Genomic DNA, 16,684 nt, shown 5'->3' on the forward strand with positions numbered 1-16,684 from the left:
CACAACCTCAGTCAAAAATGCACGCACAAATAAACCCGCCAGCGGCTGACATCTGTGCATATCATCCAAGATGAAATATCCCGTCAAAATTTCTCCCTCTGTGAAAAAACAAACTAATATTTATGGTATTGCAATAAAACCAATTGAATAACATTAAAAAGGATTATCACCATGAACAGCCCCGCTGTCACCGAAAAAAAACAAACGCTTATAATCAATAAAGATGCCACCCATTATGATCGGAAATATTATGATGTTGAGCTGCTCACCGGGGAAGAAACCTCATTTTGTCTCGACATAGGACAAATGGTCACCGAAGGCGAGATTATCGTGCTCTCACCCAATAAAGAGAAGAAAAGTGGCTCAAAGATTCACCGGTTTAAAAATGCAGGCGAACTGTTTGCTTCAGAAATGAAACAGGTTAAAGCCTTGATTGTCGCCGGTGTTGGTAGTTCTTTGCTTGGGACTGCTGCATTAGCCAGAAGCGTTGCCAATGTCTACGACATAGATGTTGCCGGTATCGTTTCAGGCCATGGCACAAAAGATTTAACCGATGAAGCGCTCGAGGGCTGGTTCTTCAACCGCACGTGGGATGTGAGTCAGCAATATCTGCGGTTAATGAACGACAATATGAATACTCTGTCCAAATTTACCCCGTTCCCCTGGTACTTTAACCCGTTAGAAGTACCGCTGGAATGGCTTGAAGCCGCCACCAAAGATGTCCGGAGTACGATTGAAGTGCTGGAAAATCCTGCATCTGAAGTTGAGCTTATTCTGGGGCACAGTAAAGGCAGTTTAGTGATTGATCGTGCTTTGGAATTCATTGCACAAAAATATGAGTCACACGCATTGTTTGAGAAACTGAATGTTGTCAGTATCGCAACTGTACTGAATTTCCCACTGAAATTTAAAAATATTTTCCAGTTTTTGGGCGAATTTGATGCATTGGGAGAAAAAAATTCACGCCATTTAGTTGAATTTGAAATGGTCACTGGTGCAGAGCATTCATTGCGTTCGGGCAGTGCGCTGTCACTGGATCGGTTACTCCCCGGACATGCTCAGTTGAAAAACATCTTTTCAACGCCCAAAACACCTATCGCCAAAAAAACTCAGCCCGAAAAAAGTGCGCCAGCAGCAAAAGCGGAACAGCCTGTCAAATCAGCTCCGGCAGCTAAAGCGGAAGAGCCAGTAAAACCAGTTCCGGCAGTAAAAGCCGAACAGCCCGTCAAAACCGCACCAGCAGCAAAAGCGGAACAGCCTGTCAAATCAGCTCCGGCAGCTAAAACTGAAGAACCAGTAAAACCAGCTCCGGCAGTAAAAGCCGACCAACCGGTCAAAACCGCACCAGCAGCAAAAGCGGAACAACCCGCCAAACCATCTCCGGCGGCGAAGAAAGCCGAACAGCCGATCAAAGCTGATGCAGAAACAAAAAGCACCCAGCCGGTGAAGAGCAGCCCGGCAGCTAAAAAAGCACCGGCAAAAAGAAGACCGGCCGCGAAAAAAACACAGCCACCGAAAAGTACACCAGCAACAAAAGGGACAAAATCATAGTCCCTGTCCTGTCCGTCCCTTTCCATCATGGAAAGGGATTGGATTGTCCGGGCATATATACTCACCTGCGGTTATATAACTGATCGTTCTAAATAAATTCCCGGACAGGGATGTTTTCTGCCAGCTTCGCCCTCATATCTATACTCACATCAGCCAACCTACACAAGGATTCAGCATGACAAATCAATATATTCCACCCAAAGTCTGGACCATGAGCGAAGAAAACGGAGGCCAGTGGGCCAGCATCAACCGTCCCGATTCGGGTGCCAGACACGAACAGGAACTCCCCGTCGGTCAGCATCCGATTCAGCTCTATTCGATGGGCACACCAAACGGCCAGAAAGTCACCATTATGCTGGAAGAATTACTGGCACTTGGCGTCAAAGAAGCGGAATACGATGCATTCCTGATCAAAATTGGTGATGGCGACCAGTTTGGCTCCGGTTTTGTTTCAGTGAATCCAAACTCAAAAATACCTGCGATGGTGGATCGTTCCGGTGAAACACCAGTCAATGTCTTCGAGTCTGGTAACATTTTGTTTTATCTGGCCGAAAAATTTGGGCACTTTTTGCCAACAGAAACAGCAGCACGCGCAGAAGTGATGAACTGGCTGTTCTGGCTGCAAGGCTCGGCGCCTTTCCTTGGCGGTGGTTTCGGACATTTCTTTGCGTACGCACCGGAAAAGTTTGAATATCCGATTAACCGTTTTGCAATGGAAACCAAACGTCAGCTGGATGTGCTGGATAAACAGCTGGCAAAACATACCTTTATTGCCGGTGAATCCCTCAGCATTGCGGATATCGCTATCTGGCCATGGTATGGCAATCTGGCACTGGATAATTCTTATGCAGATGCGGGTGAATTCCTGGATGTGCAAAGTTACAAAAACCTGCAACGCTGGGCACAAATGATGGCAGAGCGCCCTGCGGTTCAGCGCGGGAAAATCATCAACCGCACAATGGGCGATATTTCGGTAGAAGAACGCCACAGTGCGGCGGATATTGATGCGGCATTGAATCAACAATCATAACATCAGCCTGATAAAACCGGCCGGACATCCCTCCCGGCCGGATGATTATTGATATCTATAATTACCAACGAATACAGCCATTTCAGATGCATGTTTCTTTTCATATTTATAATCATAAAGAATCATAAATGACTTATATTTATCAGGTTCAAAATCAGATAAATCCATCAATAAGTCATCAATAAAATTATCTTCGTGTGATACGCCACTAAAAAGTTCTTCAAAGCTTTTCGCATCTTCTTCAAGATCAAACTCTCTGGCGTCAAGATATTTCACATCATACGGAACAGCGTGTGATTATTTAAACATCCCGATAAGTACTGAGATCTGGCCGCGTTCCGGCGGCGAATCAGAGAAAGGCTTTACCACTGTATCCGGGAATATGGCTGGCTGCTGGCAAGGCAGTGCTTTGAGGCATACTTCTGATAGATCTGATGACATATTTCAAGAAACCGGCCTTCTTCTTTCATCTGATGCAGGGCTTGCTCAATCTTCGGGATCAATGCCTGATGAGATTGATGGACATACATATAGAGTGGCACCGTCTGCACCACAGACGCCTCAACCAGCCGATCATTCATTTTTTCTTTCTCCAGATAATCTCCCCGGGTATGAATAAACAGGTCGGTTCTTCCGTACAACACTTTCAGTAATCCCTGCCGGACTGATTTGGCCTGACTCAACAGTACCGGGCTGATCTTATCGTGCAGCATCCGTTCCGAAAACAAAATGCCCCGCAGGTATCCAATCCGGTAATTTCCCTTCACCAGCGCGTCCCAGCCATCTTCAGATATCATCTGATCTGACTTCCGGGCATAAGCCACAAAAATAACCTGAGCCACAGGGAAATCAACGCGACGCATATGCGTATGAATCTTACCGTATGATGCAATTCTTGCAGCTTCACCATCAATTTTGCCACTGTTGGCCTGCATGGAAGCCCGCTTCATCGGCAGAGACTCTATTTCCACGGCAATCCCCAAACGCCGGAACAAATCCTGATACAAACGTGTCATCATGTCACTCTGACGGGTATCTGGTGCCTCAAACATGGAGAGCCGGAATTTGTGCTCCTTTTCAGGTGTGGCCTGATGAGCGGTGCCCTCCGGGCTGAACAGCAATAAAATCAGAAATGAGACAGATAACCGACAAGTATTAAACATAGCTCAATAAAAACTCATTCATAAAAATCATGTCTTAAAATATAGTCGAATCAGACAAATCTTAAAGGCGCAGCTTTACCACATTAATGAGGAAAATGTCCCTTTGATCTCACAGTGCTTTGCCGTGTTATCCGGATACACCGCCGCACATATTTCCGTTAAACGACCCCGCTTCTTCATTTTGATTAAAGCATGTTCAAGCTGAGGAATCAGTGACGCATGCTTTTTATGGACATGCAGAAACAAAGGCACCTCATCAAGAACGGAAACCACTTTGATATTGTTCATCACATCATCTTTTGCGGTCAACATATCCAGAGTATAGACAAATAGATCTGTCCGGCCATGCAACATTTTTTTAATCCCCTGAACGGCTGTTTTGGACTCATCGAGACGCTCTCCCGGAACGTGAGATTTAAGCCTTTGCTCTGAGTAAACAATCCCACGCCGGTAACCGATACGAAAATCAGACACAAAAAGACTGTCCCAGCCATCTTTCAGACCAAAATCTGTTTGTCTGTCGCCAAACGTGACAAAAGTGACCTGAACAACCGGCACATTGACTAGTCGCAGATTCGGGTGTGACTCACTATAAGAAGCAACCCGCACCGCCTCACCATCAATAATTCCTTCAGCGGATTCAGCGGAAGCACGCTTCATCGGAATGGCACGTAATTTAATTTCAATTCCCAGACCAGCAAACAATTCGCTGTATATCAGTTTTAACAACTGATTCTGTTGTTCAGTTGCCCCGGTGTATATTGAAATAATAAAAGGCTGCTGATTTTTTTCCGCAGCCTGTACGCCGGTTACAAAAACCGTCAGTAATGCTAACCACAGCAAGAGAGACCGGCCAGTATTAAGCATCGTTTCATTTCCTGAATCATGTCGCCTTTTACTTAATATAGTTCAGTTCACCTCATTTTACTGTGCAACACAGGTATATGCCCAAACCACCGAAGCTAAATACCAGTTCCTAAATATGCGCCACTTTTGGCAACGAGGCAGGTATCGATAAGCAGACCTTCCGCGCCAGGGAAGGCGCGGCAGAGCCCCAAGGATGGGTTTATGCGTGTCTGTGTTCGATATCTGCCTGAGTGACCTATAATTAGGAAGAGGTATTTAGGCTATCAACATCGCAAGCGGCGTGCTCAGGATGATTGTTAAAGCCGTTCTCTGATACCAAATCAACAGGATATGACTCAGTTTCAGCGGGATGTCGGTCGACAAAATGCAGGGAATGGAAGCCGAGAAAAAAAGAATCGATGAAATGGAAACCTGACCGACGACAAACTTCGTCACAAATGTACTTTTGGCCACAAGCAATGCAGGCAGAAACATCTCAGCCAGCCCCGTCGCAGCAGCTTTGGCAACCAACACCGGTTCTTCATGACCACTCAACCAGGTAAAAGGCCAGAACAGAACCCCAATCCAGTCAAACAGCGGGGTATATTTTGCCAGCAACAACCCCAGTAATCCAACCGACATGATCGAAGGCAAAATCCCCATCGTCATCAGAATGCTGTCTTTCAGATTCGAGAGGATACTGGTGCTCAGCGGCTGTGAATTTGCTGCCACATGTATACCTTCCTTCCAGGCGGTTCGCAGTCTCGAAGCCTGAGCAATCCTTTGCTCTTCAGCCACTTTATGATCATCCATCTGCCGCAGGGGTGGCAGACGAACACTCAGAGCGGTGACCACAAAGGTCAGAATCAGGGTACTCCAGAAAAAAAGATTCCAGATCGACATCAGCCCCAGGGTTTTTGCCACTATCACCATAAAAGTTGCCGATACTGTTGAAAAGCCGGTGGCGATAATGGCTGCTTCTTTGGCCGAATATTGTCCGTTTTGATAAACCTTGTTGGTAATCAGCAGCCCGATTGAATAACTGCCAACAAATGAAGCTACCGCATCAATCGCTGATTTTCCCGGCGTTCTGAATAATGGCTTCATCACCGGCTGAAGCAGCACGCCAGTCAGCTCAAGCAGGCCATAGCCGATCAAAAAAGCCAGAAAAAACGCCCCCAGCGGGACAATCAGTCCAACCGGAATTACCAGTTTTCCAAACAGGAACGGCAGCATATCTTTTTCAAACAATACAGCCGGTCCCACCGAAAAAAACGCCATCAGTGTGACCGGAATCCCTGTCACCTTCAATGCAGACAACACCATTTGCGTCCTGCTGCTGCGCCACTGCCCTGTGACAAACGGATAAGCCGCACCGGCGATAATTAATACCAATGTATAGATACGGACGGTATCTGAAAGCATGGTTCGCAAGCATGAAACCAAGTGATCGAGCAAGATGGTCGACTGACCAAAAAGCTCAACCGGAATAAAAAAGAAGAAAATGCCGGTCGCGCTGAACAGAATCAGTTTCAGCGCTGCAACCCATGTTGATTTTTTTGCGATCGGTACCGTGATCTCCATCTCTGCCTTCCCTTGCTGATGTTTCTGTAAGCAGAAAAGCAATCATTGTGCCGATGTGTATACCCATCTATACAACTCTTTTTTCACCGGATCACCCGCGCCTCCATCCTGTCACCGGGTCGCTGCCAGCAGGCCGCATTCCCCTCACTTCCGATCATCGTCATACCGGCTGAAACGGCCTGTTCAGGTTCACAAAAATATGAAAGATAATCATACGAGTTGCACAAAAACCGGGCACAAAGCAACAAGCGGGCACCAGAATGAAGCAAATACATCATACCAAACCAGACGCAACCGCCACGCGAATGCCTGACAGTGACCGCCCTGCCGTCCGGCGCAACGGATTTATGCCTCACTCAATGAAGACGCTTTAGTGGCTGTTTCCGCCTGACTTCAGGCCAGACATCGCGACGAACAAACCTCTGCCACAGGCAGAGGTTTGGTTATCAGGATCAGCATATTTCCCAAACCAGCGCTAATTTCCCAAACCAGCGCTATTGACAAACAGCGCTGCACATTCAGAAAAATCTGCCGGAAGGGGGTTACTGCGGGCCGGTTCCGGATGTCAGTCTGGCCGGTAAATCAGCCGCTTTATCCATCTTATAAGGGTACATGGAAATATCACGGAAAACGCTGTCACCACTATCTGCCCCTGTGGATGTACTGGTACCGGAGTAAACATTGGTTGATTTACGCGCATCAATCGCCCCACCGTTATTCCAGTGCGGACGTTTCACGTTTTTATAATAATTTCCTTCAACCAGTGCTTCGGCACCACTGTTGACGTTTGTTGCAAAGTAAGTAATCCCTTTCCAGTAATTATTATATAAATGCGCACGGGTGCCCTGCTTATCCAGTTTCGGATTCCGGCCGCCGCCCTGATCAAAAAAGTTGTGGTGATACGTCACCTGTGAATCATTGGCAAACATCACATAGCTGTGATGGTTATCGCACGAAGCGGTGTTATAACCATTGAAGTGATTCCAGCTGAATGTGACATTTTTCGACCCGTACATATCAACATAACCATCACTGATCTGGCTGAAGCCCATATGATCAATCCAGAGGTGTTTCACATTCTTCACTGAAATACCGTCAGAAGCTTCCACCAGCCCAGGGTTAATATCCGTAATGGTAAAATTGCGGAAAATCAGATTAGACTTCCCATCGACATTAAAAGATCCACCACGAACCGTCGATTTCGGCCCGAGTCCCACAATGGTCTTGTTAGAAGCGACATTCAGGCGCGTTTCGTTGCGGTATTTAGTGACGGTACTGTTATTCGATGACCCCAGATCACGACAGGACTGATTCGTCGTTGGAATCCGGTACGTATACTTGTTTTTCCCGGAACACTTGACTTTGCAAGCCTGCTGTTTGCGGTTGGCTGTGCGACAATCGAGCGTTTTATCAGGAATCTGAATAATCAGCGGTTCAGACTTATTCAGTGCCGATTTCAGCTCACCACAGCTGTTCACTGTCACCGTTTTACCGCCTTTTCCGCCAGTGGTACCGCCATTCTGACCGGCAAAACCATCAGCTTTATCGCTGCGCGGCTGACCGCCGGTGGAACCGCCCGACGAACCGCCGTCAACAGATTCAAATCGGAATAACTGATTATCTTTATTTGTCAGTGTTCCCTGACGAATCGCAGCACCGGATTTGGTGCTGCGGCCCCATACATCCATGGCCTTGCCGCTGTGTTTTGAAATGATGGTATAATAACCATTTCCCCGGTCATTCAGCTTCCATAACTGATTATCGTTCCCCCTGAACGTATACTGAATGATGTCAGCCCCGGAAGCCGTACTATGCGCCTTCACATCCAGTGCTTTCCCGCTATTGGCCGAACGGAGTGAATAATAGCCGTCGCCTTCATACATCAGGTCAAATTGTTGCCACTTGCTGCCACTGTAACCCCACTGCTGAAGCTTCGCGCCATTCTCTTTACTGCCTGCTGTAATATCAAATGCCCGTCCGCTGTGTTTGGCATAAATCACATACCGGCCTTCCGGCAGATCAGCCGCCCAGACCTGACCTATCACGCCCAGCAGTAACATACCGGGAATAATTTTTTTTAGGATCATATCGTGTACCTTTTGTTTTCATTCACCAAAAAATTTGTTTCAGTTTTTTAAAGTTCGCATTAGTTCAATAAAAATGGTCACAATATCCATTGCTCACACCAATGAACGATTGTCCCAAATTCAGGTATACACGATGATGAATATAATTATATTGAATATGTTTTACACCAGAATCATGTTCTCAATTTGACTTTTCTCTGTGGTATCAGCTTCTCAGGTTGACACAATTTAACAGTAAGACGATTGATTTCTGATTCAGACAGAATTCACATTCAGAAAAATGCGTTCAAAGCCAGTTCTGGCAACACCTCAGCCTGTTTCATGATCTGCAACGTAACGTTCGGCAAAAAGAAATTTGAAAAACAAATAGGAAGCATTATCATTTACAGTTATCTTATTGAATTCTGAAATAACCCGGAGATTATCTGGCTATGCTTTCTTTCCGTCACACCCTCATTCACAGCATGATGGCCCTGAGTGTTTGTTTTTCATCTCTCGCTCTTGCTGATGTTACGGTCAATACCAAATACGGGCAGGTCACTGTTCCGGATCATCCGCAAAAAATCGTGACCCTCTATGAGGGCGCACTGGATACCATGACAGCCGTTCAGGTGAAGGTTGCCGGAAGTATTACCACCCGCGGCGGAGAGGGAGTGGCAGACTATATTGCGGATAAAGCAGGCAATGTGGCGATTGTTGCTACCGGCAGAGAAACCAATATTGAAGCCGTGCTGGCGCAGCGTCCTGATGTGATTATGGCACCTTATTACCTGTCTGAATCACAATATAAAATCTTGTCTAAAATCGCACCGACACTGGTCCCGGATTTCGACAGAACCAGCCCGGATTTATGGGAAAAAGAAGCCCGCTTTTATGCAGGTGCTGTTGGCAAAACCCCACAAATCAATCAAGTCCTGACAGCGATACATCAGCAGGAAACTGAGCTTAAACAAGCTATTGAAGCAAAAATCCCCTCAGATCAGCGCACCACAATTGTGGCCCGCTGGATGCCACAAGGGCCCATCATTATGGCCGATTACCTGTTTGCCGGCACGCTGCTGAAAGCTGTGGGCCTGCATCCTTCCGATGCGGGACTCCTCAAAAAAGGCCGGCCACATTCCAGCCCGCTCAGCCTTGAAAATCTGTCTGCAATTGATGCAGACCGGCTGTTTCTGGTCACGCTCAACAATGATGGTAAAAGTGCGCTGGATGCCGCCAAATCATCGCCCGCATTTTCACGTCTGAATGTCGTGAAAAATAACCGGGTGACCCTTGCTGACGGCCAGGTCTGGAGCAGTGCGACCGGCCCGGTAGCGGCTCAGGTCATTCTTCGCGATATTCACGCAGCCGTGCTGGGTCAGACGCACTGATGCCACGGCATTCACGCCTGTGGTTCACCGCCCCGGCACAGCGCTCTGTCAGCCTGTGTCTGATGTTATGCAGCCTCGTCAGTTTGATATTCATTCTTTTGTCGCTGCTGATCGGGGCCGGTGACGTCACCATACAAGAAGCATGGCAGGCCATACTTGGGCATGGTACCGAAGAAGCGGAGTTTGTTCTGACACAGCTGCGCCTGCCCAGAACACTGACCGGGATTTATGTCGGTATCGCTCTGGGTGTTTCCGGTGCCCTGATGCAGGCACTGGCACGAAATCCACTTGCAGAACCTGGGTTACTGGGCGTCAGTGCCGGGGCTTCTTTCGCTATTGCGGTTGCGCTGATTTCCGGGGCCAGTGTCGCGACCATGATGATCGGCGTCGCACAGGCTGGTGCGCTGGCCGGATGTTTCTTTGTCATGGCTGCTGCCCGGATGCAGGGACAATTTAAAGACCCGGTCCGGCTGGTCCTTGCCGGTGCAGCCCTGTCTGGTTTGCTCTCCGCACTCACCTCGATCCTGCTGCTGTTTGATCAGCGGGCTGCCGATGAAATCCGTTTCTGGGTGACTGGCAGTATTGCCGGGCGATCACCGGACACACTGCTGTTGGTTCTGCCTTACGGCTTGATAGCGCTGGCACTGACCGCTTATGTCGCCAGACCACTGGCTTCCATGGCACTGGGTGAAAAAGTCGCTCTCGGCCTCGGGCACAATCCGAAACTGATCCGGTTCTGGATTATTCTGGCCGTCGCCCTGCTGGTTGGTTCGGCCACAGCGATTGCAGGCCCGCTGGTGTTTATTGGTCTGGTGGTCCCCTTTCTTGCCAGAGCGATTGTCGGTCCGGATATCCGGCGCACGTTACTGCTCTGTCTGCCTGCCGGCCCGGCTTTGCTGCTGTGCGCAGATATCCTGACCCGGCTGATCGCCCGCCCGGCTGAAATGCCTCTTGGCGTCCTGACGGCTATTGTCGGCGCGCCGGTTTTACTGATGATTGTCCGGGCAAAGCGTCTGCCCACGTTATCTTAGTGTGCTTTCCCCTGATGAAAAAAACATCCCCTATAAAAAGAGCGTCCCTCATGAAAAGAGCGTCCTTCATAAAACGAATCGTGAATGATGCCATGACTTTGTCACCTCCCGGCACGGAACCGGGTCTGCTTTGTCTGGGTACATCACATTTCAATCTGGTCACAGAGCGGTCTGCTATTGTCCGTAATCTGATTCTGATTGTGGTGCTGATGTTGTGCTGTTTGCTGTCGCTCTCTACCGGCACCTTGTATGTTTCTCCTCTGACCGTGATGAAAACCCTGCTCGGACAGGGCGATGCCATGACACAATTCCTGATTTTTGATTTACGCCTGAACCGGATTCTGGCTGGCGTTTATACGGGTGCAGCCTTTTCTCTGGCGGGATGTTTAATGCAAACTGTTGCGCGCAACCGGCTTGCAACACCGGGAATTATTGGCCTGGATAATGCAGCAATGGCTTTTGCCGTTGCCTCCGTAACCGGTGTCGGTTTTGGTCTGGCACCGTCAGCGATGGCGCTGACCGGCGCAGCAACCGCCACTGCACTGGCATTCGCTATCGGCGGGGGCAGCGGCACACGCGGCTACCGCTTTATTGTGGCCGGAATGGCCATCGGAGCCGTTTCCGGTGCGGTGTCCCAGCTCTTACTGTCGATGGTTCATATTGATACAGCCAATGCCGCTTATCCGTGGACAGTCGGCAGCCTGTCCGGCAGACCCGAAGAGCAGATTCCGCAGATCGGCCTCATCACCGTCGCCGGTCTGATTCTGAGCATCATATGGACCCGCTATTTCAGGCTGCTGAGCTTTTCCGATGCCGTCATCATCACGCTGGGCCATTCCCCTCAGCGGATTCGTCTGCTGGCCGTACTTATCGCGGTCACTCTGACTGGTTTTGCCGTTTCGCTTGCCGGGCCTGTAGGCATGGTCGCACTGGCAGGACCGGAGATGGCCCGCTCTCTGGCCAGACATAAAGGTTTACCTGTCATGTCATCGGTCCTCTGTGGCGGGATTTTGATGGTCCTCGCTGACCTTGCCGGACGAACGATTCTTTCCCCGGTCGAACTGCCCGTCGGTATCGTCACCGCGGTCACCGGCGGTCCTTACCTGATCTGGATTTTGATACGACAACCACGGCGGAGCGCCTTATGAAAACACTGCAATCCTGCGAACTTTCTACCCAAAACCTGCAACTCAGCCATGGGTCCCGCGTCATTGTTCACGGGCTGGATGTCCGCTTTCCACCGGGGAAAGTGACCGCAATTGTCGGTCCGAACGGCTGTGGTAAATCGACCCTGCTCAACGGGCTCGCCAGAGTGCATCAGCCTCAGCAAGGCACCGTCTGTATCGACGGAACAGATATTCATACCCTGCCCTCACGTCAGGTTGCGCTCAAGCTGGCTCTGTTGCCACAAGAGACCCTCGCCCCCGATGGGATTACCGTGCGCGAACTTATCCGCTTTGGCCGTCATCCGCATCAAAAGCTGCTGCGTCAATCCCATCAGAGTGACAGTCGCGCGATTCAGCAGGCGCTTCAGGCAGCAAATTTAGAAGATTTAGCCGATCGGCTGCTCGATACCCTGTCCGGCGGCCAGCGTCAGCGCGCATGGATCGCCATGTGTATCGCTCAGGAAACCCCGCTGCTACTTTTGGATGAGCCAACTTCAGCACTGGATTTAGGACATCAGATTGAAGTCTTTGAGCTGATCCGGACACTGGCAGAGCAAGGCAAGAGTGTCATCATGGTGGTACATGATATCGCTATGGCTGCCCGCTATTCCGATCACCTGGTCGCCATGAAAGATGGCCAGATTGTTGCAAAAGGCAGCCCGGCGGAGGTCATCACCGGGCCGCTGCTGCAATCACTGTATGGGATTCATTGTGAACTGGTTCAGGATCCGGGGACCGGCACGCCGGTGCTGGTGAATATTCAGCGCAATCAACCGGAGGTGGTGTAGCTCACTCCTGGTTTGAACAGACGTCGTGTCTGTTCATCCTTGGATTGTTCGTTGATTTGAGATGTTTTATACGACGACGAATTGTTCCCACGCTCCTGCGTGGGAATACATACCAGACTCGATACAATCAAAGCGATGTAAGGGATCACATCATCGGAAGCTTTTCGCTTCAGTGGCCTGTTTGGTGCGCTGTTGGATTCATCGATCCAAGCGGCTTTGGGTGCCTGCGCCCCAGACGGTTTTTGAAAGACCAAAAACCGCCGAAAAAGTCTTTCTATCTTTGGCTTAAACGCACGCGGGACAGGACCAATTTTTATCGCCATCCGTGGCGAGAAAAATTTTGAACAGACGTCATGTCTGTTCATCCTTTGATTGTTCGTTGATTTGAGATGTTTTATACAGCGATGAATTGTTCCCACGCTCCCGCGTGGGAATACATACCAGACTCGATACAATCACAATGCTGTAAGGGAATCACATTACAGGAAGCTTTCCGCTTCAGTGGCCTGTTTGGTGCGCTATTGGATTCATCGATCCAAGCGGCTTTGGGTGCCTGCGCCCCAGACGGTTTTTGAAAGACCAAAAACCGCGATCGATCACTCTCCGGAAGTGTACTGCCCGATTAACTCTCTTACTTCTGGAACAATGCCAACAAATATCTGAAGTACTTCCCGGACAGAACGAACGCCGTCCTTTTTTGCATCCGGATCAGCCCCAAAATCAAGTAGCAGTTTCACCATGTCATAGGCCAATGGATTTCCCTGCAATGCCATTTTCAGCGCATCCACTCCCTCTATATTCCAGTGTCCTATCAGCCGATCAGCCCCGTTCGTCAGTAACAAACGCATTCCGGCCAGATTTTTTTGCCGGACAGCATAAATCAGTGGCGTATTTCCATAACTGTCAATGGCATTTACATCTAAACCCTGTTCGATCAGAAACTGAACTGATGCTGGTGAGCTTCTGTCTTCAGGCTCAGCTGAAAGTGATGTAAACATTTTATGTAAATAAGTCCACTGCTCTGATTCTGTAACCCGGTGAATATCAGCTCCGCTTTGAGTTAATTCCCCAACCTGCGCCAAATCCCCCAATTTAAGAGCTTTAAAAAGCTTATATTCCGGCCGTTCTGTGTATTTCACTGTTATTGCCTCTTTTCTAAAAATTTAATCATTTGGTCAATGATATCATCTAAGTCATCAGTGCCCGGTTTCTCATCTTTATGGCTTAGATTCCGCTTTGCATCTTGAATCTGAAAATATTCCGGATGTCCATTGATGAAATCATTTAACTCAGCCTGACTCATTTCCAGTTCATCGGCAGCTTTCAATATACGCCGGTTCTCATGACCGAATTTATGGCCGTAGTGCCAGTCTGATAACACATTACCCTGTTCATCCGTAAAGTTGCCATCTTCATCTTTCAAGCCTCTATCTTCCGCCTGAGCCTGAATATCCCGTTTGGTTTTCGCCCGGAGGCCGGGCCGATCCAGCGACGGCTTTGATTCGGTACCTGGCCCAAACTGACCATTAGGCTGTCTGAGCTGCTGATACACCACATAAAGCGGCTTCAGCCCCGTCTCAGCCGGGAAGACCAGAATATAATCACTCAGTTCTGACTCTGCAATTGGAGTGATATATGTATTGTCGGATTCTCTGCCCTGCCCGGCCTGTGGATGAATCCAGATATCGTGGGTTTCCAGATCTGGAACTGGATTGACCAGAATCGGTTGACCGCCAAAATCGCCGGTGATCGGGATCCATTCAATCGTCAAACCTTCTTCAAGCGTCACTTCGAACTTGTCGCCATTTTGTGTCACTGTGCGCCTGGGAATCGCATCACCATCCACATGATAACCGTAGAGGTGGCCGGACTCGTCAACCCGTAAACGGATATTGGTTTCAACCATGTCACGCTGACGAATGTCATCTTCACTGTAAAGCGTGCCGTCGCCCATTTGAGTTGGGGCAAATGCGGCCAGTATGCCGGCCCGGCCAATGATTTTCATCGCCATACCGGGAAGCTCTGCCAGTGCCTGACCGGCGACTCTGGATAACATCAGCTCATCACTTCCCTGTGCAATGGCTGCCGCGTAAGCACCATACTGACCGAGAGAAGATAAAGATTCACACTGTGTTCCAGTCTCGCAGGTGCCAGCCGGAACCTGAGCGGATTTGGCAAAGATTTGTGGAACCGTTTTTTCTTCCGGTTGCTCTTCCGTTTGTTCTTCTTCGGCTTGTTTAGAGGCTGCTTTTTCTGCGGCTTCACGGGCCAGCACTGTCGCGAATGCCTGATCAGATTCAAGCAGGTTCTGTTTTCTCTGTTTGGCAAGCTTTTCTCTCACCGTCAGTGGCCTTGCTTCCGGTGCGGGTTATGAATTGTTCCCACGCTCCCGCGTGGGAATACATACCAAACTCAACACAATCACAGCGATGTAAGAGGTCACATCATCGGAAGTTTTCTGCTTCTGTGACCTGTTTGGTGCGCTATTGGATTCATCGATCCAAGCGGCTTTGGATGCCTGCGCCCCAGACGGTTTTTGAAAGACCAAAAACCGCCGAAAAAGTCTTTTTATCTTTGGCTTAAATGCGCGCGGGACAGGACCAATTTTTATCGCCATCCGTGGCGAGAAAAATTTTGAACAGACATCGTGTCTGTTCATCCTTTGGTTGTTCGTTGATTTGAGATGTATTATACGGCGACGAATTGTTCCCACGCTCCTGCGTGGGAATACATACCAGACTCGATACAATCACAGCGATGTAAGGAATCACATCATCGGAAGCTTTTCGCTTCTGTGACCTGTTTGGTGCGCTGTTGGATTCATCGATCCAAGCAGCTTTGGGTGTCCGCGCCCCAGACGGTTTTTGAAAGACCAAAAACCGCCGAAAAAGTCTTTTTATCTTTGGCTTAAACCCGCGCCGGACAGGACCAATTTTTATCGCCATCCGTGGCGAGAAAAATTTTGAACAGACATCGTGTCTGTTCATCCTTTGATTGTTCGTTGATTTGAGATGTTTTATACGACGACGAATTGTTCCCACGCTCCCGCGTGGGAATACATACCAACAACTACACCGCTACAGCAATGTCACCGGCGGCCTGACGCATATGCTGCAAAAAAGCCTGAATCCGTTTGGGTAACTGCCCGTAAGGATAGATCAGGTATAAAGGTAGCGGCGGCAGTGTCCACTCCGGCAGTACCCGGATTAAATCGCCCGGATGATGCTGCTCTCTCCGGCTTGCCATATAATCCGGCAGAATCCCGATACCATGACCCGATACAATCGCTTCCATCTGCATACCAATCTGATCCGATAGTATCCGGGAGCCGGGTAACTGAACAATCTGAGTCCCTTGCTGCGGATGAGACAGTTTGAGGGCACCTTCCGGATGGTATAAATGGTGCAGATTCACCCAGGGCTGACGCTCCAGTTCGGCAACACAGTCCGGGATACCCCGCTGCTGCTTAAATCGACCGGAGGCATATAAACCGCAGGAAACATATCCCGCCAGCTCGGTTTTCATTCCGAAATCACTGACTGCACCCAACCAAATCATCACATCTGACGGACTGTTCTGATCGAGAACCGATGCCGTATGCAGCCGGATACTGATCTCCGGGTGCTGCGCTGTAAAAGTCAGCATCTCGCCGGGAAACCATGAGCGGGCAAAACTGGAAAACACCGTCACATCAATTTCGCCGCAAACGGCATCCTGTAAATGTTCCAGCACTTTATGACTCTGTCTGGCGGTTTCCAGCAGCTTACGGGCGAAAGGATAAAAAGCTTTGCCGGCATCATTGGCCTGCATTTTATTGGAATGACGCAACAACAAAGGCTGACCAAGCACACCTTCCAGATGAGAGATCCGCCGGCTCAGGGTTGATTTTGAGACACCGAGCTGTCTGGCACTTTCCGTCAGGTTTTCAGTTTCCATCACCATGACAAAACTCTGAATATCATTTAAATCATACATCTTTCTTGATCAGCTCCGGGCTGCTATTGCAGAAACTGCAACGGGATGTTGCGAGAAATTTATTAAAAAATGATGATAATAATAAACGTTATC

The 16,684-nt window shown here is 49.1% G+C and carries 15 protein-coding genes; 6 read left to right on the forward strand and 9 right to left on the reverse strand.

The features are described from left to right. Window positions 1–171 precede the first annotated feature (171 nt). Together OCV29_RS09775 and yghU are read left to right on the forward strand one after the other, a co-directional pair. The gene (locus OCV29_RS09775; protein WP_073601894.1) at window positions 172–1,551 is read left to right on the forward strand and encodes a hypothetical protein; all 1,380 of its coding nucleotides are present in this window, start codon (window positions 172–174) and stop codon (window positions 1,549–1,551) included. Window positions 1,552–1,726: 175 nt separating this feature from the next. Then, on the forward strand, window positions 1,727–2,581 hold the full coding sequence (gene yghU / locus OCV29_RS09780) for a glutathione-dependent disulfide-bond oxidoreductase (protein ID WP_073601893.1): 855 nt from the start codon (window positions 1,727–1,729) through the stop codon (window positions 2,579–2,581). Window positions 2,582–2,626: 45 nt separating this feature from the next. On the opposite strand, the gene OCV29_RS09785 is transcribed toward yghU, so the two are convergent. The 6 genes from OCV29_RS09785 to OCV29_RS09810 all read right to left on the reverse strand — a co-directional run bounded on the left by OCV29_RS09785 (window position 2,627) and on the right by OCV29_RS09810 (window position 8,261). After that, window positions 2,627–2,857, reverse strand: coding sequence for a hypothetical protein (locus OCV29_RS09785; protein ID WP_073601892.1), 231 nt, complete (start codon window positions 2,855–2,857; stop codon window positions 2,627–2,629). An 86-nt stretch (window positions 2,858–2,943) separates the two neighbouring features. Next, entirely contained in the window at window positions 2,944–3,744 is an 801-nt protein-coding gene (locus tag OCV29_RS09790; protein WP_073601891.1) for a substrate-binding periplasmic protein, read from the reverse strand. 75 nt (window positions 3,745–3,819) lie between these two features. Beyond that, complete coding sequence (locus tag OCV29_RS09795) at window positions 3,820–4,611, reverse strand: hypothetical protein (RefSeq protein ID WP_073601890.1); 792 nt, start codon at window positions 4,609–4,611, stop codon at window positions 3,820–3,822. A gap of 255 nt (window positions 4,612–4,866) precedes the next feature. Continuing rightward, on the reverse strand, window positions 4,867–6,174 hold the full coding sequence (locus OCV29_RS09800) for a YjiH family protein (RefSeq protein WP_073601889.1): 1,308 nt from the start codon (window positions 6,172–6,174) through the stop codon (window positions 4,867–4,869). Window positions 6,175–6,257: 83 nt separating this feature from the next. Then, entirely contained in the window at window positions 6,258–6,530 is a 273-nt protein-coding gene (locus OCV29_RS09805) for a hypothetical protein (protein ID WP_139281474.1), read from the reverse strand. Between the two features lie 186 nt (window positions 6,531–6,716). Next, window positions 6,717–8,261, reverse strand: a complete 1,545-nt coding sequence (locus OCV29_RS09810) for an RICIN domain-containing protein (protein ID WP_073601887.1) — start codon at window positions 8,259–8,261, stop codon at window positions 6,717–6,719. 431 nt (window positions 8,262–8,692) lie between these two features. On the opposite strand from OCV29_RS09810, the gene OCV29_RS09815 reads away from it, so the two are divergent. From OCV29_RS09815 to OCV29_RS09830, 4 genes are read left to right on the forward strand one after another with little or no spacing between them, the layout of a single operon-like run. Next, window positions 8,693–9,631: an ABC transporter substrate-binding protein gene (locus OCV29_RS09815; RefSeq protein WP_073601886.1), complete on the forward strand. Its 939-nt coding sequence runs from the start codon at window positions 8,693–8,695 to the stop codon at window positions 9,629–9,631. After that, window positions 9,631–10,662 carry a FecCD family ABC transporter permease gene (locus OCV29_RS09820; RefSeq protein ID WP_084193149.1) on the forward strand — a complete coding sequence of 344 codons (1,032 nt, stop codon included), beginning with the start codon at window positions 9,631–9,633 and terminating at the stop codon, window positions 10,660–10,662. Before OCV29_RS09815 ends, OCV29_RS09820 begins: the two co-directional genes overlap by 1 nt. Window positions 10,663–10,712: 50 nt before the next feature. Next, window positions 10,713–11,810: a FecCD family ABC transporter permease gene (locus tag OCV29_RS09825; RefSeq protein ID WP_261887312.1), complete on the forward strand. Its 1,098-nt coding sequence runs from the start codon at window positions 10,713–10,715 to the stop codon at window positions 11,808–11,810. Next, window positions 11,807–12,616 (forward strand): ABC transporter ATP-binding protein, encoded by an 810-nt coding sequence (locus OCV29_RS09830; protein ID WP_073602710.1) that lies wholly within the window; start codon window positions 11,807–11,809, stop codon window positions 12,614–12,616. Before OCV29_RS09825 ends, OCV29_RS09830 begins: the two co-directional genes overlap by 4 nt. A gap of 596 nt (window positions 12,617–13,212) precedes the next feature. Here the strand turns inward: OCV29_RS09830 and OCV29_RS09835 are convergent. The 3 genes from OCV29_RS09835 to OCV29_RS09845 all read right to left on the reverse strand — a co-directional run bounded on the left by OCV29_RS09835 (window position 13,213) and on the right by OCV29_RS09845 (window position 16,591). Then, entirely contained in the window at window positions 13,213–13,755 is a 543-nt protein-coding gene (locus tag OCV29_RS09835) for an ankyrin repeat domain-containing protein (protein WP_073602712.1), read from the reverse strand. Window positions 13,756–13,757: 2 nt separating this feature from the next. Beyond that, the gene (locus tag OCV29_RS09840; RefSeq protein WP_073602713.1) at window positions 13,758–14,957 is read right to left on the reverse strand and encodes an S-type pyocin domain-containing protein; all 1,200 of its coding nucleotides are present in this window, start codon (window positions 14,955–14,957) and stop codon (window positions 13,758–13,760) included. Between the two features lie 728 nt (window positions 14,958–15,685). Beyond that, a complete protein-coding gene (locus OCV29_RS09845) occupies window positions 15,686–16,591 on the reverse strand; it encodes a LysR family transcriptional regulator (protein WP_073602715.1) in 906 nt (301 codons plus the stop codon). Between the last annotated feature and the right edge of the window lie 93 nt (window positions 16,592–16,684).

Origin of the sequence: Vibrio aerogenes (assembly GCF_024346755.1) — a bacterium.
Taxonomy (GTDB): Bacteria; Pseudomonadota; Gammaproteobacteria; order Enterobacterales; family Vibrionaceae; genus Vibrio; species Vibrio aerogenes.

Coding starts and splice junctions, on each gene's coding strand:
- OCV29_RS09775 (WP_073601894.1), top strand. CDS start 172: ATGAACAGCCCCGCTGTCACCGAAAAAAAACAAACGCTTATAATCAAT.
- yghU (WP_073601893.1), top strand. CDS start 1,727: ATGACAAATCAATATATTCCACCCAAAGTCTGGACCATGAGCGAAGAA.
- OCV29_RS09790 (WP_073601891.1), bottom strand. CDS start 3,744: ATGTTTAATACTTGTCGGTTATCTGTCTCATTTCTGATTTTATTGCTG.
- OCV29_RS09795 (WP_073601890.1), bottom strand. CDS start 4,611: ATGCTTAATACTGGCCGGTCTCTCTTGCTGTGGTTAGCATTACTGACG.
- OCV29_RS09800 (WP_073601889.1), bottom strand. CDS start 6,174: ATGGAGATCACGGTACCGATCGCAAAAAAATCAACATGGGTTGCAGCG.
- OCV29_RS09810 (WP_073601887.1), bottom strand. CDS start 8,261: ATGATCCTAAAAAAAATTATTCCCGGTATGTTACTGCTGGGCGTGATA.
- OCV29_RS09815 (WP_073601886.1), top strand. CDS start 8,693: ATGCTTTCTTTCCGTCACACCCTCATTCACAGCATGATGGCCCTGAGT.
- OCV29_RS09820 (WP_084193149.1), top strand. CDS start 9,631: ATGCCACGGCATTCACGCCTGTGGTTCACCGCCCCGGCACAGCGCTCT.
- OCV29_RS09825 (WP_261887312.1), top strand. CDS start 10,713: ATGAAAAGAGCGTCCTTCATAAAACGAATCGTGAATGATGCCATGACT.
- OCV29_RS09830 (WP_073602710.1), top strand. CDS start 11,807: ATGAAAACACTGCAATCCTGCGAACTTTCTACCCAAAACCTGCAACTC.
- OCV29_RS09845 (WP_073602715.1), bottom strand. CDS start 16,591: ATGTATGATTTAAATGATATTCAGAGTTTTGTCATGGTGATGGAAACT.